The organism is Parabacteroides sp. FAFU027, from assembly GCF_022808675.1.
In the GTDB taxonomy this organism is placed as follows: domain Bacteria; phylum Bacteroidota; class Bacteroidia; order Bacteroidales; family UBA7332; genus CAXXIC01.
Genome location: NZ_JAKZKV010000001.1, coordinates 113607 through 133538 on the forward strand (window position 1 = coordinate 113607; position 19932 = coordinate 133538).

17 protein-coding genes are annotated in these 19932 nt (G+C 41.8%); 4 read left to right on the forward strand and 13 right to left on the reverse strand.

What is annotated here, in order from left to right:
- Positions 1–67: 67 nt before the first annotated feature.
- The 10 genes from MLE17_RS00460 to MLE17_RS00505 all read right to left on the reverse strand — a co-directional run bounded on the left by MLE17_RS00460 (position 68) and on the right by MLE17_RS00505 (position 10320).
- Positions 68–733, reverse strand: coding sequence for a phosphatase PAP2 family protein (locus MLE17_RS00460; RefSeq protein ID WP_243345429.1), 666 nt, complete (start codon positions 731–733; stop codon positions 68–70).
- A 98-nt stretch (positions 734–831) separates the two neighbouring features.
- Positions 832–1578, reverse strand: coding sequence for a tetratricopeptide repeat protein (locus tag MLE17_RS00465; RefSeq protein WP_243345430.1), 747 nt, complete (start codon positions 1576–1578; stop codon positions 832–834).
- 30 nt (positions 1579–1608) lie between these two features.
- Positions 1609–3444 (reverse strand): BatD family protein, encoded by a 1836-nt coding sequence (locus MLE17_RS00470; RefSeq protein ID WP_243345431.1) that lies wholly within the window; start codon positions 3442–3444, stop codon positions 1609–1611.
- A gap of 34 nt (positions 3445–3478) precedes the next feature.
- Positions 3479–4198, reverse strand: a complete 720-nt coding sequence (locus MLE17_RS00475; RefSeq protein ID WP_243345432.1) for a tetratricopeptide repeat protein — start codon at positions 4196–4198, stop codon at positions 3479–3481.
- A 51-nt stretch (positions 4199–4249) separates the two neighbouring features.
- Positions 4250–5266 carry a vWA domain-containing protein gene (locus MLE17_RS00480; protein ID WP_243345433.1) on the reverse strand — a complete coding sequence of 339 codons (1017 nt, stop codon included), beginning with the start codon at positions 5264–5266 and terminating at the stop codon, positions 4250–4252.
- A gap of 42 nt (positions 5267–5308) precedes the next feature.
- A complete protein-coding gene (locus tag MLE17_RS00485; protein WP_410795593.1) occupies positions 5309–6292 on the reverse strand; it encodes a vWA domain-containing protein in 984 nt (327 codons plus the stop codon).
- Entirely contained in the window at positions 6292–7260 is a 969-nt protein-coding gene (locus MLE17_RS00490) for a hypothetical protein (RefSeq protein ID WP_243345435.1), read from the reverse strand. Before MLE17_RS00490 ends, MLE17_RS00485 begins: the two co-directional genes overlap by 1 nt.
- An 88-nt stretch (positions 7261–7348) precedes the next feature.
- The gene (locus tag MLE17_RS00495; RefSeq protein ID WP_243345436.1) at positions 7349–8218 is read right to left on the reverse strand and encodes a DUF58 domain-containing protein; all 870 of its coding nucleotides are present in this window, start codon (positions 8216–8218) and stop codon (positions 7349–7351) included.
- Positions 8219–8344: 126 nt separating this feature from the next.
- Positions 8345–9340, reverse strand: a complete 996-nt coding sequence (locus MLE17_RS00500; protein ID WP_243345437.1) for an AAA family ATPase — start codon at positions 9338–9340, stop codon at positions 8345–8347.
- Positions 9341–9537: 197 nt separating this feature from the next.
- A complete protein-coding gene (locus tag MLE17_RS00505; RefSeq protein WP_243345438.1) occupies positions 9538–10320 on the reverse strand; it encodes a sulfite exporter TauE/SafE family protein in 783 nt (260 codons plus the stop codon).
- Positions 10321–10817: 497 nt separating this feature from the next.
- Between MLE17_RS00505 and MLE17_RS00510 the strand changes: the two genes are divergently transcribed.
- From MLE17_RS00510 to MLE17_RS00520, 3 genes are all read left to right on the forward strand, one after another.
- Positions 10818–11120, forward strand: a complete 303-nt coding sequence (locus tag MLE17_RS00510) for a DsrE family protein (RefSeq protein WP_317236620.1) — start codon at positions 10818–10820, stop codon at positions 11118–11120.
- Positions 11121–11309: 189 nt separating this feature from the next.
- Positions 11310–11834 (forward strand): methyltransferase family protein, encoded by a 525-nt coding sequence (locus MLE17_RS00515; RefSeq protein WP_243345440.1) that lies wholly within the window; start codon positions 11310–11312, stop codon positions 11832–11834.
- A 355-nt stretch (positions 11835–12189) separates the two neighbouring features.
- Positions 12190–12531 (forward strand): TM2 domain-containing protein, encoded by a 342-nt coding sequence (locus MLE17_RS00520; protein WP_243345441.1) that lies wholly within the window; start codon positions 12190–12192, stop codon positions 12529–12531.
- A 337-nt stretch (positions 12532–12868) separates the two neighbouring features.
- Here MLE17_RS00520 and MLE17_RS00525 read toward each other — a convergent pair whose 3' ends face one another.
- Positions 12869–13810, reverse strand: coding sequence for a substrate-binding domain-containing protein (locus tag MLE17_RS00525; RefSeq protein ID WP_243345442.1), 942 nt, complete (start codon positions 13808–13810; stop codon positions 12869–12871).
- 243 nt (positions 13811–14053) lie between these two features.
- On the opposite strand from MLE17_RS00525, the gene MLE17_RS00530 reads away from it, so the two are divergent.
- Positions 14054–16072, forward strand: a complete 2019-nt coding sequence (locus MLE17_RS00530) for an AAA family ATPase (protein ID WP_243347068.1) — start codon at positions 14054–14056, stop codon at positions 16070–16072.
- Between the two features lie 36 nt (positions 16073–16108).
- Here the strand turns inward: MLE17_RS00530 and MLE17_RS00535 are convergent, their stop codons facing one another.
- Positions 16109–17332, reverse strand: coding sequence for a hypothetical protein (locus MLE17_RS00535; RefSeq protein ID WP_243345443.1), 1224 nt, complete (start codon positions 17330–17332; stop codon positions 16109–16111).
- A 21-nt stretch (positions 17333–17353) separates the two neighbouring features.
- Positions 17354–19921 carry a DNA gyrase subunit A gene (gene gyrA, locus MLE17_RS00540; protein WP_243345444.1) on the reverse strand — a complete coding sequence of 856 codons (2568 nt, stop codon included), beginning with the start codon at positions 19919–19921 and terminating at the stop codon, positions 17354–17356.
- Positions 19922–19932 lie beyond the last annotated feature (11 nt).

Genomic DNA, 19932 nt, shown 5'->3' on the forward strand with positions numbered 1-19932 from the left:
CGTTATAAATTTATGACATAAAAATCTGATTTCCAAACTTTACATCCTCTTTTTTACAACCATGTTATCAAACACTAACTATCAACATAACCGCACAAGTAGCCACATAGACCCAAACAGAGACATATATGTGCTTTTCTGAAAATGAAGGTATTTGCATTACATCACCAGACGTTTGACCATAACGTTTATACAGGTACTTAAGTAAAGAATATGCAATCAATGCAGCAATGCTACCTAAAACCATCCCCCCCAGGGTGTCCCCCAGGAAATGAACCCCCAGATAAATCCGTGAATAAGAGGTTAACAGCGTCCAGCAAATCAACATGATCGTATTTAAGCGGTTCCGGATGATCAAGGATAGCAAAATAGCAAGCCCGGTAGTATTTGCGGCGTGAGAAGAGACAAAGCCGTAATTCCCACCCCTGTAATTATTAATAATGTGAAGGCTATTTTGAAGAAGTGGATCGTGAGAAGGCCTGAACCGGGCAACCAAAGGCTTGATTATATCAGCAGAGACATGGTTTGCAATCAGGAAACAAAGAATCATCGACACGATAAACATCCACGCTTGTTTTTTTTCCTGTCTGATAAAAATGTAGATGTATGAGATATATAAGGGGAACCATACCCAGACTTTTGAATAATCGAAAAAGAAGTTATCCCAAAAGGGAGCATGCCAGCTATTGATTAGAAAAGTAAGATTATGGTCAAGTTCGTTGATCTGAGTCATATTGTTAAGTTGTTATAGCTAGAAAAATGAAACGCGTTATTTCTGCAAGGTGGACTGCAAAGATATAACGCGCTTCTGTATTTAACGTGAATGTAATTCTATATTTGCTTGAAGGTATCTTCTTTGACCCACCCGTTGTTGCCATCTTCAAGTTGAATGCGGGTCCAGTCCCCTACCTTGTCCTTCAAAGATACTTTGGTCCCCTGATGCACAACAAAAAGGTCTGTCCCTGAATTATCCGGGGTACTTTTCACCACCACAGAAGGGGAAAACACAATGGCCTGATCCCGGTCTGTGAGCCGTTTCTTTTGTGCATAGGCAAAGTAATTCGTCAGAATACACATGAAAAAGACTGCAATACCAGCAAAGAAAGAGATTTTCTTCAACCAGACACGTCCGGCAAAGAAATAGAGTGACAACGCGCCAATAAACAGTAGGAATAATGCGACAGATGTTTTAGCCCATCCGTTTGATCCGGCCTGCATTTGAATAGAGCGCACCCATTCGCCCAACAGGAAACGGTCAATGGGAGTTATTTTATCAACTGTTTTCATTCGTGCAATTTCCAGATTGCGACGAATGTCGTCATCTCCGGGTGAAAGCAGGAGCGCCCGTTCGTAGTTCAACAGAGCCGAAGGAATCATATCCGCTTTATAATAAGCATTTCCCAGGTTGTAATACAATTCGGCAGATTCACCCTGTTCACTCAAAAGTTTTTCATAAAGCTGAGCTGCAGTCTGATAATTCTTTCTGATGTAAGCGCTTGCAGCCTCTTTCTGTAAATCTTCCGCTTTCAGGCTGACAGTAGCCATCAAAACCAGACATATAATCAATATCTTCTTCATTTTCTTACAAATAAATGGATTGAGAGACTATTACTTTTTGATTATTTTCTCCATTGCGCCGATGACATCTACTGTCTTTTCATAAGTTTGATGCATCTCTCCCGAGCTTTGTACCGGTGCGTAACGGGCAAATTCACAGGTATCCAGTATCTCATGGAAAGTCTTGACAACCTCTTCTGCTGCTCCGTATTTTATCAACTCGCTTTCAATATTGTCTCTATTCAATGCCGAAACAGGAATATTGAGCTTGTCACTTAAATATCCCCAGCTTGCTTTCAGTACCTCATCATAGAAATCATCCTTCTTATTTTCTTTCAAATACTTAGCTGCAAGTTTCAATCGTTTTTCAGCCACTTTATTTGCCTTTTTCGTACGCATAAATGCCAGATTGGCATTTTCCTGTGCATTTTTCCGGAAAATAACAAATACAACAATAAATGCAAGCAAAGGCAAAATGTACAACAGCCAGTACAATGCAGAACCAAAGAAATAGTTCTTCTCTTTACTCAGGACAAACTTCTCGGTTTTTATAAAGCTGATATCCTGACCTAATAATTTGAGACTTTCTTTGCTCGTGTAGTCCGCTGATATATTCTGAGAACCACTTACACCTTTATCAACCTGTAAGTCAAAAGACTGTGTCTGGTGTGTTTTGTAAGTCCGGCTATTCGGATCAAAATAGCTAAAGGTTACCCTCGGAATTGTATATTTACCCTGGAAACGCGGAATCGCAAGATATTCAATCACTTTGCTTCCGACTGTTCCGGCTGCCGTAGTCTTGATATTGTTAGTTACTTTAGGGTCATAGACTTCAAAGTCCGCAGGGAATTTAATCTCCGGATTCTTCAGGAGCTTAAGATTTCCGTTACCGGAAATAACCACTTTTACTGTCACCGACTCGTTAGCCTTCAGGTGCTGTCGGTTTATCGAAGATGTAATATTGAAATTACCCACAGCGCCGTTGAAGGTAGCCGGTTTATTGGCTGGAAGGGGTAATACTTCAACAGTAACCGGTTCGGTAGTCAGAACCTTACGCACATCCTGATAAGTTTCGAAAAAATCGTCAAAAATGCTACGGCCACCGCCTCCTGCTCGAGACTGGATTCTGACAACTGCATTTAACTTACAGCCCCCGATTTTAATTGTACCGGTACGTTGTGGGAATAATAGCAACTGGCGAAGCACACCAACTCTATAGGTTTGGCCATTGACCGTTTCAAGGGTTAGCTGACGAGTTTTCGGAGTATAATCCTCCACCATAAAACCTTCAAATTCAGGATACTTTTCATTCTCGAAATCAAAATCATAACGAGAATAAACCTTAAAGGTAGCCTGAATATATTGCTGTTCGTAAATCTTCTTGGTAGAAAGATTTAAGCGAACAAAAAAGTTTTGATTGGAGATTTTAGCACCTGACTCTGTTGTAGTTGAAGTAGAAGCCCTTCCGCCCTGAGCCGCAGCTTGCTGACCGGATGATTTGTCCGCCGGCAATACACGGACAGACACTGCATTGGAAGAATATTTAGTTCCTCCGACCGTGACGGTTGCTGCCGGGATGGTAAAAGTTCCCTCTTTCTTAGCTATCAGGATGAAGGTGTAAGAGGTTGCAACCTCACGCGACATTTTACCATTTATGTACTGTGTACTGGAATAGGATGATGCGGAAGGTCCAAAGATAACATCAAAATTACCAATTGAAGGCATACGGATATCTCTGGCATTGTCTGAGTTAACAGAGTAGACCAGCTGAAACTGTTCCCCCTTGGCTACAGCGCCGGGAGCTTTTGCCGTAAATTGAATATTCTCGGCATGCACTACCGATACTACGGCGAAGAACAGTGCAATCAGAATATTTAATCGTCTCATCTATATATTGTTATAAGTGTGTATTTATTCGATTTTACCAGTCTTTGGATGTTGATTTTTGCTTTTGGGCTTTCACTTGCTGCTGTTTCATCTTGTCTTGGGTATTTTTTTCATCCTGCAAGAAGGCATCAAGCAATTGCTGCGCATTTTCCTTGGACATCTGGTTTGGATTAGGCTGCTGCTTTTGCTGATCTTTTTTATCCTGATCTTTTTTATCTTGATCCTGCTTGTTTTGATCCTGCTTCTGCTGCTGTTTCTGCTGGTCTTTTTTGTCTTTATCCTTATTCTTATCGTTTTTATTCTTGTTGTTCTTGTTTTGTTGCTGTTGCTTTTTCAGCAATGCCTGGGCCAATGCTAGGTTATAACGTGTCTCCTGATCATTGGGATAAAAACGCAAAGCCTGTTTGTAAGCTTCGACTGCCTTTTCATAGTCCTGTTGCTGGGACAGACAGTTTCCCAGGTTATGAAACGCCATGTATCCCTTTTCTGGATCCTTGACCGTCCGTATAGCAGCCTGATATTGCTGGGCAGCCTCTTTGTACTTTTTCTGGCGGTACATAGTGTTAGCCAGGTTGTAATTTGCCTCTACCGAGTTGGGATTTTGCTGCAAAGCCTTGCGGTAAGAGACGTCGGCTTCGCTATAACGTTCTTTTTCATACTGTTTGTTTCCCGACCGTATATTTTGGCGAACCGCTTTCTGGGAAAATGCAGTAAGCGAAAAACAGGCAAACATTATGATGAATATCTTTCTCATTGCGCTATTGATTAATTCATTAACAGTTGGGATGAATCACGAAAACGATCATCATTTGAATAAACGAATGTTTTTAGTCAGTTTATTCTTTCTTTCCAGAATAATAAATTCGATGATAAGCAGTATCAAGGCCAGCCAGGCAATGCTCTGGAACTGCTCATCGTATTCCGAATAAACCTTCCCTTCGATATCTGCTTTTTTGAGTTTTGCCAACTCTTTTTGAATGGTTTTTTGAGCATGGTTTGAGTTATCAGCACGGTCATAGACACCTTTTCCCGCCTGTGCAATCTGACGGCACATGTCTTCATTCAGTTTCGTGATCACAACATTTCCAGATTGGTCTTTTCGGAAATCACCTCTTTCATCAGGGATCGGCGCACCGGTCAGGCTTCCTACCCCAATCACATTGACGTGAATTCCTTTTTTGGCAGCAATCTGAGCCGCACCTACCGCGTCATCTTCGTGGTTTTCTCCGTCAGTGATTACAACGATAGCTTTCTCGCTATCTTCTTTCGGTGTAAAAGATCGGACAGCCATATTTATCGCCTCTCCGATTGCTGTACCCTGTGTAGGCACCTGACGGGTATTGAGACTGGAGAAAAACATTTTAGCAGATACATAGTCAGATGTAATAGGCAACTGAACATATGCCTGTCCGGCAAAGACAATCATCCCGATTTTATCGTTATCAAGACCATCCACCAGTTTGGAAAGAATCATTTTCGATTTTTCAAGGCGGCTGGGCTCTACGTCTTTAGAATTCATCGAATTAGAAAGATCAAGACAAATCATCACTTCGATACCTTTGCGTTTCACCGTATCCAACTTGGAACCGAACTGCGGTCCAGCCATTACAATAATCACCATCGCAATGGCACTCAGTAAGAGCCAGAATTTCAAAGGCGGACGGCGTCTCGAAACGTCCGGCATCAATTGAGACAGCAGTTCCGGATTTCCGTAGCGCTTGAGATCTCTTTTCTTTAAAAGTAAAGTATATACATAGAACCCGAATATTGCCGGTAATATCAGCAATAAAAAGAGGTATTCCGGTTGTCCAAATCTAAACATAATGCACTTTTATTTAATACTGCGAATTTTCACCGGTTATCATCACGGAATTTTTCGCAACACAAAATTTCTCAATAACAATTCAAGTAAAAGACACAAAAAAGCGGCAATCGCAAATGGCATGTAATGCTCATAACGCTTGCTGTACTGACGAACATTAAGTTTTGTCTTTTCGAGCTTGTCGATTTCGTTGTAAATCTCTTTCAGCTTTTCTTTGTTGGTAGCACGGAAATAACTTCCATCCGTAGTTCCGGCGATTTGCTTCAATACGGTTTCGTCAATCTCCACCGGCAGATTCTGATAACGAATGCCGTAGGGAGTCTGAACCGGATAAGGCGCCAAACCTTTCGTCCCCACCCCAATGGTGTAAACGCGGATACCAAAGGTTTTTGCAATGCCGGCTGCTGTCAGCGGAGCAACAGTCCCCATATTATTGGAACCATCCGTCAGCAAGATGATCACTTTGGATTTTGCCTTGCTATCTTTTAAGCGTGTAACGGCATTAGCCAGACCGGAACCGATAGCAGTACCATCTTCCAACATTCCACTCTGGATTCCCTGAAATAGATTGAGCAAAACGGCATGGTCTGTAGTCAGCGGACATTGAGTAAAGCTTTCACCTGAGAAAATAACCAATCCGATATTATCATAGGGACGTCCATTTATAAAAGACGAAGCTACCTCTTTAGCCGCCTCAATACGATTGGGCTTGAAATCTTTTGCCAGCATACTACTTGAAATATCAAGCGCAATCATGATGTCAATCCCTTCGGTTGAAGTATTTTTCCAACTGTTTGAGGATTGCGGACGGGCCAGCACAAGAATGATCAACACAACGGCCAGGACACGGAAGATAAAAGGCAAATGTCTCAGCCTTACTTTACGGCCTACCGGAAGGCGGTCAAAAGCCTGTACGGTAGGAACCTGCATCGAAGCCTGCGCTTTCTTATGTTTCAGCACGTACCATACGATCATGGCGATAGGCACGATCAGCAGGATAAAATATAATGGTTCTGCAAAACGAATCATGACTCTTTACTGTTTTTCAGTTTTACTGACTTAGCTAGTTCTTCAGGAGAAAGTTCAACCGGCTTAGTGCTGTCGATGAAGAGAATAGCATTGATCATACTCTGTTCATTTTCATCAGGTACCGGATGCCACTTCGCGAATTTCACGATATCAGCCAACTCCAGGATATTTTTCAGATTCTGATATACAGTCTGAGATTCCGGGAAGCAACGGATGATGTTAAGAATTTCTGCAGAAGTCATTTCCAAAGCATTGATTCCAAAGCGGTCAGTCAGATAAACACGCAACACATCGGTAAGGCGGGTGTAATAATCCTTCTCACGCCCCTGCTGCCAAAGTTTTTCTTTCTTGATATTTTCAAGCTCTGAAACGGCTTTGATGTGGGGTGGTAATTGGGGTTCGGGAGCTTTGGTAATCAGGAAAGGCTTGTCCTTCTTGTAACGAAGGTAAGCGTAAATGCCCCATACGACAAAGAACAAGAAGATCAGGATAGCCAATCCAATAAAATAGTAATCAGCCAATACCCATTCCGGCTTCATCACACCCTTGATGTCTTTAAACTCCTTTTTCACCGTATCCACTGGCAGTGTCACCACTTTAAGTCCCAGCGAATTGGTTCTCAGAGTATCTTTCCCGACCACAAATTTAATTGCCGGAATATAATAAAGACCTGAATCAAAAGAGGTCACCAGCAGATCCTGTTTGATACGGATAATTCGGTCATCAACTTCTTCCGTATCAGGTTTAGAAGCCGATAACACCTCAATCCCGGGCATCAGCCCTTCCGAAAAAGAAGGGAATTGCACCTTTTTATTTTTATCCTGCGAAACATCGAGATGGATTACCGTCTGCTGGCCTATCATGATGGCAGCCGAATCGATGGACGCCCGTACGGTCGTATGAGCCGATAGGGCAACCGGTAACGTCAACAGGCCGAACAAGCCATATTTAATTCTTTTAGTCATTTGATATACTGTTATTAGCGCAAGACAAGCGCCTACGGTAAATACAAATTATTTACTCCGAAAAGTCATTGCATAAGATTGCTCTACGTTAAGCTCTGCGCATAAAGAGAGACATAAGCGCCTTGACATAGTCCTCATCTGTAGCCACTGTCACGTAATCGACACGTGTTTTCTTCATCGACTCCTCCATCAGACGCTGACGGTTGCTCCACCATTCATTATACGCCTTGCGTGTTTTCGCCGATGAGGTATCAATCCATTGCTCTGAACCTGTCTCTGCATCGCTGATTTTCATCAGCCCAACATCAGGTAGGTTAGTTTCACGCTTGTCATAGACCTGCACGGCAATCAAATCATGTTTATTATTGGCAATGGAAAGCGCATCTTTGTACGGAGAATTATCGATAAAATCGGAAATCAGGAATGCCGTACAACGTTTCTTGATCGCCCCGGTCATATAACGCAACACCAACGACAAGTCAGTCTGCGTCTGCTCCGGTTCGAAGCTGAGCAATTCGCGGATGATGAAAAGAATATGTTTACGGCCCTTTTTAGGCGGGATAAATTTCTCGATTTTATTGGAAAAGAAGATGACGCCGATCTTGTCTTTGTTTTGAATGGCTGAAAATGCAATAGTGGCTGCTATTTCAGTCATCATCTCTTTTTTCATGACATTGGTGGTTCCGAAGTTCCGGCTGCCCGAAACGTCAATCATGAGCATCACGGTCAGCTCACGTTCTTCTTCAAAGACCTTTACAAAAGGCCGGTTATATCGCGCCGTCACATTCCAGTCAATGTCACGCACGTCATCACCATACTGATATTCACGCACTTCCGAGAATGCCATACCCTTGCCCTTAAAAGCAGAATGATATTCTCCGGCGAAAATATTATTGGTAAGTCCGCGCGTCTTGATCTCGATGCGGCGTACTTTTTTCAGAATTTCACTTGTTTCCATTAGTAGACCTCCCCCAGCCCCTCCAAAGGAGGTGAGTAAGCTTCATTATCAGATTAGACAACGTTCTTCAAATACATAGAAATACACTCTTCAAGCCCCTCCTTCAGAGAGGCTGGGGAGGTATTATCAGGGCACTTCTACTTTGTTCAGGATTTCGCTGATGATCTCTTCAGAAGTCATATTATTTGCTTCAGCCTCATAGCTCAATCCGATACGGTGACGGAGCACATCATGACAAACAGCACGGACGTCTTCCGGAATTACATAACCGCGGCGTTTGATAAATGCGTAAGCACGTGCAGCCAGGGCAAGGTTAATAGACGCACGAGGCGAACCACCAAATGCAATCATATCTTTCAGTGGTCCAAGACCGTACTCCTCAGGGTAACGGGTGGCAAACACGATATCAACAATGTAGCGTTCGATTTTTTCGTCAATGTAAACCTCCTTAACCACGTTGCGGGCTTCGATGATTTCCTGCGGTTTGAGGATTGGTTTAACTTCTGGTTGGGTGAATCCAATATTCTGACGGATAATGAGTTTTTCTTCTTCTTTTTTAGGATAACCGATCACAACTTTGAGCATGAAACGGTCCACCTGAGCTTCAGGAAGCGGATAGGTTCCCTCCTGCTCTATCGGGTTTTGGGTAGCTAATACGAGGAAAGGATCGTCAAGTTTGAATGTTTTCTCGCTGATGGTAATCTGGCGCTCCTGCATCGCTTCAAGCAAAGCACTCTGCACTTTTGCCGGAGCACGGTTGATCTCATCCGCCAATACGAAGTTGGCAAAGATCGGCCCTTTTTTCACCAGAAACTCTTCAGATTTCTGACTATAAATCATTGTACCGATTACGTCGGCAGGCAAGAGGTCAGGAGTAAACTGGATGCGGTTGTATTTAGCGTCAATCAACTGGGCGAGTGTTTTAATCGCTAACGTTTTCGCCAAACCGGGAACCCCTTCCAGCAAAACGTGGCCGTTTGACAATAAACCGATCAACAACGACTCCACTAAGTGTTTTTGTCCGACAATGACATTGTCCATACCCATGGTAACCATGTTAACGAACGAGCTTTTCGCTTCTATTTTTTCGTTAAGTGCTCTGATATCAACGGATTGATTCATAATCTCTATATGATTTTAAGTTTTATATCTCTGTATTTTTGTGTGATTTTGTCAGGCATTTCGCGAAATGCGATTGCAAAAATATAAATGTCCCGCCGTGTTTTAACAATTGAACCGTTAAATAAACAAAACCCTTTTCCTTAAATAGCGACATTCCACTTAGGCTTTTGTTTATCAGCTATTTACACAATCCGGCATCAAATGTATTTATACACCATATATGTCGCAACCCCAAGCAGGAAAACAGCATATACTTTTCTGAACACGGCTGTGGGAAGATTCAGCGCCAGTTTTGACCCCAAAACTACACCACCTACAATACCCAATGCCATTAATCCCGCATACATAAAATTGAAATACCCCTCGTGGGCATATACCAACACGCTTGGCAATCCAACCGGAAGTTGTAAAGCTGCCAATGAAGTTGCAGTAGCCGCTTTGGCATCGTAACGGAAAAACTTAATCAACATGGGAACAATAACGATGCCACCACCTTTACCGAACATACCGGCGATAACTCCGGCAAAAAGTCCGACTGCGATGTACAGCCAAAACGCACGGGTAACATGTTCCCCGGATACATCAGCCGGTTTGACTTCATTCTTTCTGAGTTTCGAAATCAGGGCTGGAATGTTAAGGTAACCAACTGCCACATACAAAAGGAAAAGAGCATATAACTTTGACAGCAGACTTACATCAACCCGGGTAGCCAGTTCTGCGCCACCAAATGAACCGGCAAATAGCCCCAAAGCTATCCACAACGACTCTTTCAGGTTGATTAACCCTGCCTTATAATAAGTTATCACACCCAATACACCCACGGGAAGTAACATCGCCGCCAAAGAGGTCGCATTGGCATTTAGCATTTCCATCCCGAAAAAAGCAATCAATGCCGGAACCATCACTATTCCTCCGCCAATTCCAAACAGTCCGGACATCACTCCGGCTAAAAGTCCTACGACAAATATTCCGATCTCCATTACTACTAAAATTGATTTCGACAACAAAAGTAGGCAATTCGGAAAAGCTTTAGTTGTAAAGAAAAAGAAGAAAAGATAATTTGTCATACCAGACGGAGATATACCGATGATAAAACCCATCCCTATTGATTAGTTTTATCCCGGGTTCATCAGGAAGTCATGAAGGATTTTTCAGAAAATTATCCCTTCTCCCCCCAGCCAGTAATGCTGTTGCATTTACTCGTTTCCTCCAAATAATTCTTTAACCAGAACATCAAAGTGTAAAAAAACAGCAATATATTGAAATGATTTTTCGTAGATTTGTAAGAAGATACATTACCGACAAAATATACTTGATAGACAAAACTACAATCGATGACGTAACCTTTAATTCTAACGATATGAAATCTCTGTTCTTTGCATTAGCCATCGCGTAAACTGCATTTCGCTATTTCCCCAGAATTGCAACAGTAAGCCTATTCCAGACTAACACACATGCCACCTCTATTGGAATCGTTATTTATTCTAATGATACAGAAACGGTATGGAACGCCATGCGGTTTGCCAATTTCGCGAAAAACGAAGGTGATACCATTTCCATATTCTTACTTGGCAAAGGTGTTGAAGTCGAAAAACTGACAGAAAAAAGCAAGGAGATCAATGAACAGGTGGATCGTTTTTTAGACATTAGAGGTAAAATTCTTGGTTGCGGAACCTGTCTTCAAAAACGGAACAATAACGAGCCTAAAGTCTGCAAATTCTCTTCAATGCAGGAACTTTACAATTTGACATGTGAAAACAAAACTGTATTGACTTTCTAATTGATCTCCGAGTGGAAAACAAAACCTTATCACTTTATAATCATGAAGGCTAATTATTTGATCAAACACCTTATCGGCACATGTCTATTTTTTGCATTTCTTTTTGTCAGTGCCGGAAGGATAAATTACTGGCAGGGGTTGGTTTATGTTTCGATTGGCCTGATCATGTTTGTTTTAAATTACACAGCTTTGAGAATAACCCCAGAGCTGCTTAACGAACGCACCAAGCCTGGAGTTGGAACAAAGAAATGGGATAAAGTCATTTTGGGATTGTCTTTACTCACGACCCTTTCAATGTATGTTGTAGCAGGACTTGACTCAGGCCGATATCACTGGTCTCCTGATTTTCACTGGAGTCTTTATCTGTTAGGGATTTTATTAACTGTCACAGGTCAGCTTTTGTTTCTCATTGCTCAAAAACAGAATAAGTTCTTCTCCAGTACGGTCAGAATTCAGACAAATAGAGAACATCAGGTTTGTGAGAACGGATTATACAAAGTTGTCAGACACCCTGCTTATCAGGGTTCTATAATTCAATCTGGAGGATTTCCATTACTCTTTGGCTCGATCTGGAGCATTATAACGGCATGTGCTTCAATTGCATTATTAATCATCAGAACCTCACTGGAGGACAGCACATTAAGAAAAGAGCTGAAGGGATATATAGAATATTGCGATAAAACCAGATACAAACTCATACCCTATATTTGGTAACAATTGAATAACCTATATATGTGGAAAAATGCGAGAAAACATATCATTAGTGGAAAAATGGAAGGATGGTTCTGGTTAATTGCCATTGCTCTGCTTACCATGACCGATCCAGATCAATGCGAACACTTCTCGTTCTGCCTGTTTAAGCACTTGGGAATTGATTTATGCCCGGGCCGTGGATTAGGACATTACAATGCAATGCATTGTTGTTCAGAGGAAGGTTTATTGAATCCTTTCACGCACACCCGTTAGCACTTCCGGCTGTTGTAATATTAATACACCGCAGCTACAAATTGCTTTTAGTTCGGAAGTCTTCATCCAATGACAAATAAAACACAACTTTAAAATCAATATTATGAATCGACTCTTATCACAAATGCCCGAACTTGAACTGGACGAGGCAATGACCATTGACGCACTATTGAAAGACAAAACTGACGAACAAGTCCGCAACTTTGCAATAATTTACCGCAGTCGACGACGTGATCCGATGATCATCCTGGTGACCACACTGCTTGGATTTGTCGGCTTTTCAGGTATCCAACGCTTCCTCACCAATCAAATGGGTATGGGCATTCTCTATTTTTTCACAGCAGGACTCTGCCTGATCGGCACTATTATTGATTTGGTTAATTACAAATCTCTAGCATTGGAGTATAATCGAAAAGTAGCACAGGAAGCTGCGATGTTTATTTAGACCTGATAAAAACAGGGGACATAGTAACTTATCCTATATTAAAGCATGAAATATCAAGTTATCGTGACTCCTTTCAAGAAAGACAGGCTGGGATTCAGCATGGCAAGTTGTACATGGATGTTTTGTTAATTTCAATGCCAGAACTGAAATTAACTACACAGACAGAGAAAATGGATGTTGGTGGATTCTGGGTCCGGTTCAATGGGATATCTGCTGTATTAATAAAAGATATATCAGCAGACTGGATCTAGTAAAAAGTATCCGACTCTGACGAATACATCAAAAAACGAGGCTGACAGAATAATACTGACAGCCTCGTTTTTTAATATAGGAAATATTACAACTTCTTCTCCTCTGCAGCTGCATTGGACTGATCTATAACTTTTACATTAATGAGATATTCCGGATTAAACTGCTCTCCTTTAATCGCTTTGTAAAGGTTTTTCACGCCTTCATAACCCATAGTCTGGAAATCCTGCTTCATCGTAGCACAGTTCGGATGTTTAGAAATGTAGTTCAGAAGCGGTTTGGAAACATCAAAGAATACAACAACTCCACCATCATCAACAAACTTAGATAATGCCGGAATTTTTTCTACGCCATCCAATGTCATTGCCCCCCAAACCATCTGGATTCCATTGATCTTCTTATTTTTTTCCAACTCGAGGCTTAGGATTTCTTTGCCTACATCCGGCATCTCAAATGAATAGAGGACATTCGATAGATTTTTCATACCAAATGCTTCTTTGAATCCATTCAAACGTTGAACCAGGTTATCTGCTGTCGGACCACCTCCAATAACAATGACATTATCAGGAGTCTTTCCGGCCTTTTGGTATAACTTATTCATAGTTTCAGCACAAACCTTTCCTGCGGTTTTATTATCGGAACCAATATAAAAAGTACGACCGCTACCCGGGCAATCAGAGTCAAAAGTACCGACTTTAATACCTGCAGCCATTGCTTTTTGGATAGGTTCTTTCAATGCATCGACATCATTACAACTAATCAGGATACCATTCACCTGATATTTAATCAGGTTTTCAATAATTTCCTTTTGCTTATCTGCACTACTGGAAGTAGGAGCTTCCCATGTCACTGTAACACCCAATTCTTTACCTGCTTTTTTACTGCTCTCCTTAACCTGATCGAAGATCGCATTATCAACTTTTGGAACCACGGCAATGATTACCTCATCACTCTGACGTACTTTTTTGCAAGAAACAGTCAAAGCCAGGAGCAGAGACAATGCAGAGAACAAAAACCATTGTTTTTTCATAACGTCTAGATTTAATATAGTTAGTAATTATATAAGTAACCAGGGATCATTCAACAGTTTACGGGAAGATGGTTTCAGATTAATTAGTACAACTGTATAACAATTTGCAGCTCAAGTTAGTTTTATACGTTTATACAGAAATCTATGTGTCAGAGACTTTTGATTGAAGTAACCTCTGAATTAATTGCCATTTCAAAGCCAAAACAATTCCGTACATTTGCAGGACTAATTTCAAGCAACAACATGTCCACGGTAATTGACACAGATAACCCCGAGTTTAAGGATGCGCTGAATCTGATTCAACACACCCGCCAGTCCGTTTTTCTCACCGGAAAAGCCGGAACGGGTAAATCTACATTTCTCAAATATATCTGCCAGATTACCCGAAAAAAGTTTGTCGTACTGGCACCTACCGGTGTAGCTGCCATTAATGCAGGTGGCAGCACTATCCATTCTTTCTTTAAATTACCGTTCCGCCCCATGTTGCCTGACGATCCCGACCTCAGCCTGCAACACTCCCGCATCTTCCATTTTCTGAAATACAAACGCGAGCACAAAAAGCTGATCCAAAACGTTGAGCTGGTCATCATTGATGAGATTTCGATGGTGAGAGCTGATATTATCGACTTTATCGATCGTGTACTTCGTGTTTATTCCGGCAATATGCGGGAACCATTTGGTGGGAAGCAGATGCTATTCGTCGGTGATGTATTTCAGTTGGAACCGGTCGTAAAAAGCGATGAAAGGGAAATTCTGTCACGCTTCTACCCTAACCCGTTCTTTTTCTCAGCCCGAGTGTTTAATGAAATGGCATTGGTTCCCATTGAGCTGAAGAAAGTTTACCGACAAAAGGATGCGGAATTTGTTTCCATACTTGACCATATTCGCACCAATACCGCTCATACTGTCGATTTACAGCACTTAAACAAGCGTTACCAACCATCGTTCACTCCGCCCAATGACGACTTTTTTGTCACCTTGGCTACCCGTAGGGACAATGTCGATTTTATCAACGATCAAAAGCTTTCGGAACTCTCCGGGGAAGAGTTTCGTTTTGTAGGAGAAATCAGGGGCGACTTTCCTGAAAGCAGTCTTCCTACCCAAATGGAACTGGTACTCAAGGAGCAGGCTCAGGTCATTTTCATTAAAAATGATTTTGGAGTCCCTCAGGACCGACGTTGGGCAAATGGTACAATCGGCAAGATTACACACATCTCTGACGATGGGAAAATCTATGTCTTACTGGAAAATGGACAGGAGTGCGAGGTCTCCAGAGATTCCTGGCGGAATATCCGGTACAAATACAATGAAAAAGAGAATAGAATCGAGGAAGAAGAACTTGGCGTCTTTATTCAATACCCCATCCGACTAGCCTGGGCGATAACCGTACACAAAAGCCAGGGACTGACATTCAATCATGTATTGGTGGACTTCAGTGGAGGCGTTTTCGCCGGAGGACAGGCTTATGTGGCACTAAGCCGATGTACATCTATGGAAGGAATGGTGCTGAAAAAGCAGATCAACCGCAGCGATATTTTTATCCGCCCAGAGATCGTCCAGTTCTCCAGACAGTTTAACGACCGGCAACTGATTGATCGTTCTCTGAAGCAGGCTCAGGCGGATATTTTATATGCACAATGTGCCAAAGAATTTGACCAGGGCGATTTTGCCAAATGTCTGGACTCTTTCTTTCAGGCTATTCATTCCCGCTATGACATTGAAAAGCCGGTTCCCAGAAGATTTATCCAGAAAAAACTCAATATCATCAATACTCTCCGGAAGAAAAACAAAGAGCTTCAGGAACGTTTAAACGAACAGCGCGTTTTTCTCAATGATCTTTCGCACGAATATCTTCTAATGGGAAACGAATGTATACTGAAAGCCAAAGACAGTAAAGCGGCACTGGCCAATTTTGAGAAAGCGCTCAAGTTAAATCCGACCAATATTGACGCCTGGATCAGAAAAGGTGTAACGCTTTATGATGAAAAAGAGTATTTCGATGCAGAAACCTGCTTTAACGAAGCAGTCCGGTTAAGTCCGGTATATTTTAAAGCTTTATACAACAGGGGGAAAAACCGATTTGCGATGAAGAATTATCAGGGAGCAATGAGTGATTTTGAGAAAGCGGTCGGCATAAAACCGGAACACGCGTCTGCTGTGGAATATCTGGGAGATTCATTTTCCCAACTGGGAGATCAGGAAACGGCGATGAAATTCTGGGAGATCGCAGAACATCTGAGAGATAAGAAAAAAAGGAAATAAAAAAGGATGCCGAAGCATCCTTTTTTTATTTGAGTCTTATTGTAAAGCTTTGATTTGTTTATCTATAGCATCATACTCTTTGGTCATATTGAGCTGATAGTAGATATTGCGGATCGGAGTCATATACTCCAGATTGTTGGGCTTCAACTCCAACGCTTTTTTGAAGTAAGGCAACGCCTCACGGAAAGTAGCTTTCACCTGCTCTTTAGCCGCATTGTACTTTTTCACCTCTTTCATAGGGATTTTACTTGCCGCTTCATTCATCTCAACAGCTTTGTTGAATTTCAGACGACCCAGGTAGTAGTGAGCTTGTGCGTAGTTAGGATCTACTTTCAATGCAGCTTCGAAAGTTTCTTTCACTTCCTGCTCTGGTTTGTTAGCAGCCTGCAATACTTCACCCAATGCGATGTAAAGATTCAAATCCTGTTTACGTTTCAAACCTTCTTTCAGAAAGGTAATCGCATTTTCGTAGTCTTTGTTATTGATGTATTCATTTACAAGGTTACCCAGGAAGAACATACTGTCAGAGTAAGCTTCATAACCCTCTTTCAACGCCTGAAGATATTTATCCTTCTGTCCGTTTTTTTTGTACACATCAGTAATGAAGTAATAAATGTTGTAACGTTGATAATCGACTTTTTTGGCAAAATTCAAAGCGTCAATTGCCAATTGATTATCGCCTGAGTTCATTGCAGCTAAGCTGGCATAATATGGAATCTGTTTGTAGTTTTGATCAGCAGCCAGATTCAGATCTTTCAGATTCTCGTTTTCAGGCACTTTTGCATAGGTAGAGAAATACTTGTATGCTGCCTGATAGTCTTTTTGATCATAGTAATATGCACCTCCATTGATAAAGTCATTGACACACTCTTTGATTTTAGCAACGATTTCTTTGTCGTACTTAGGTTTTATTTTACCTTTTGCATCCGGAAGCTTATCCAGTTCCAGACATTTTGTCCAATAAGTGTAACCATCATACAAAGCAGTATACATCACCTTTTCATCCACTTTTTGCTTCAGAATTTTTTTGTTACGCTCAGCTTCATAATGTTTGATAGAGATACTACCGGCAGTGTACCAGGTTTTCACATCATTTTTAGTCTCATCGTTTTGAAGAGCTTCTTTGATTTTTGATTCAGCAGTAACAAAATCAGGTTTTTCCTGCACTGCCAGGCTCATAGCTTCGGAAACCGCTTTTTTCTGTGCGAATCCCACTGACGTACCAGCAATGAGGCACGCCATCAACATGTACTTTTTCATTTAATTCTATTTTTAGGTTGATTATTCGTTATTCTCGTTTGAATCAGTTGTTGGCTCGTTACCTTCAGTATTCACCTCTGTATTTTCTGCTCCAAGTTCAGGGAAAAGCACTCCGTTAACAGGTTCAATAGTCTCTTCATCCGGATCTGTCATTACCTTACAAACTGAAGCGATCTGATCGTTACGTTTCCCCAGGTTAATCAGGCGAACTCCTTGTGTAGCACGTCCCATGATACGGACATCTGCCATCTTCAGACGAATCGTTACTCCCGATTTATTGATAATCATCAGGTCATTCTCATCATTCACGTTTTTGATTGAGACCAGTTTTCCGGTTTTGTCGGTGATATTCATGGTTTTTACACCTTTACCACCACGGTTTGTAATACGGTAATCATCAAATTCGGAGCGCTTACCATAACCTTCTTCAGACACCACCATGATAGATTCTGCTTTGGTATCTTCGATACAAATCATACCTACCACTTCATCCTGACCATCCTCATCAAGTGTCATACCACGAACTCCGGTCGCGGTACGGCCCATTTCACGAACTGCACTTTCGTGAAATGTAATAGCACGACCATTTTTGTTGGCCAAAATTACATAGTTGTTACCGTCTGTCAAACGAACCTGAATTACCTTGTCGTCTTCACGGATGGTGATCGCATTTACACCATTCTGACGGGGACGTGAATAAGCTTCAAGCGAAGTCTTTTTAATCACACCCTGTTTGGTACAGAACAACAGATAGTGAGATTGATTATATTGCGGGTCCTGTAGTTGTTTGACTTTGATAAACGCATTTACCTTATCATCCGATTCTATGTTCAAGAGGTTCTGAATAGCACGACCTTTGGTATTTTTAGCACCTTCCGGAATTTCATAAACCTTCAACCAGTAACATCTTCCTTTTTGGGTAAAGAAGAGCATGGTACTGTGCATGGAAGCCGGGTAAATATGCTCAATAAAGTCAGCATCGCGGGTCTCGCTTCCTTTAGAACCCACGCCTCCGCGATTTTGAGTACGGAATTCACTTAGCGGAGTACGTTTGATATAACCCATGTGAGATATGGTGATTACCATCTCATCATCGGCGTAGAAATCTTCTGGATTGAATTCTTCTGATGAATATACAATTTCCGATTTACGCTCGTCACCGTATTTATCCTTGATTTCAAGTAATTCATCTTTAATAACCTTCATACAAAGTTCCTCATTTGAAAGAATCTCATTCAAATAAGCGATCAGTTTCATGATCTCTTCATATTCTGCATGGAGTTTTGCCTGCTCAAGACCAGTCAACTGGCGCAAACGCATTTCAACGATTGCTCTTGCCTGAATATCAGATAATGCGAAACGTTCGATCAGTCGGTTGCGGGCTTCTTCCGGGTTTTGAGATGAACGGATAATAGCAATAACTTCATCAATATTATCAGAAGCGATGATTAAACCCTGAAGGATATGAGCACGCTTTTCAGCTTCAGCCAGCTCGTATTTGGTACGACGAATAACCACATCATGTCGGTGCTCTACGAAGAGGCTCACCATATCACGCAGATTCAGTAAGCGCGGACGTCCTTTTACCAGGGCAATATTATTTACTCCGAATGATGACTGAAGCGCCGTCATTTTGAACAGGGTATTCAGTACCACGTTGGAATTGGCATCACGCTTCACATCCACCACAATACGCATACCTGTTCGGTCTGACTCATCATTTACATTCGAGATACCTTCTATTTTCTTATCTTCTACAAGATCTGCAATGGTTTTAATTAGCTCTGCCTTATTGACAAGGTATGGAATCTCTGTTATAATGATCTTTTCGCGATTGTGCTCTGTTTCGATTTCAGCTTTTGCACGCATCACTACCCGACCGCGACCAGTTTCATACGCCTCTTTCACTCCAGCATGACCATAGATGTAGCCTCCGGTTGGAAAATCAGGCGCTTTCACGTACTTCATCAGTCCGTGAATGTCAATATCTTTATCCTCAATGTAAGCGATTGTTGCGTCAATTACCTCAGAAAGGTTATGAGGAGGCATATTGGTTGCCATACCTACGGCAATACCAGAAGCTCCATTTACCAAAAGATTTGGAATACGGGTAGGCAATACAATAGGCTCTTTCAACGTATCGTCGAAGTTGAGCTGGAAATCCACCGTATCTTTTTCAATATCAACGAGCATCTCTTCAGCGATTTTACTCAGACGTGCCTCGGTATAACGCATCGCAGCAGGGCTATCGCCGTCAACAGAACCGAAGTTACCTTGTCCGTCAACCAAAGTGTAACGCAATGACCACTCCTGTGCCATACGTACCAGGGCAAAATAGACAGATGAATCACCATGCGGGTGGTATTTACCTAATACCTCACCCACGATTCTCGCACATTTTTTATAAGGTTTATCGGAAGTATTGCCCAGCTCGTTCATTCCAAACAAAACGCGTCGGTGAACGGGTTTAAATCCGTCCCTCACGTCAGGCAACGCACGCGAAACGATTACAGACATCGAATAGTCGATGTAGCTGCTCTTCATTTCATCTTCGATGTTTACTTTAATTATTCTGTCTTGATCAGTCATTTATGAGAAAT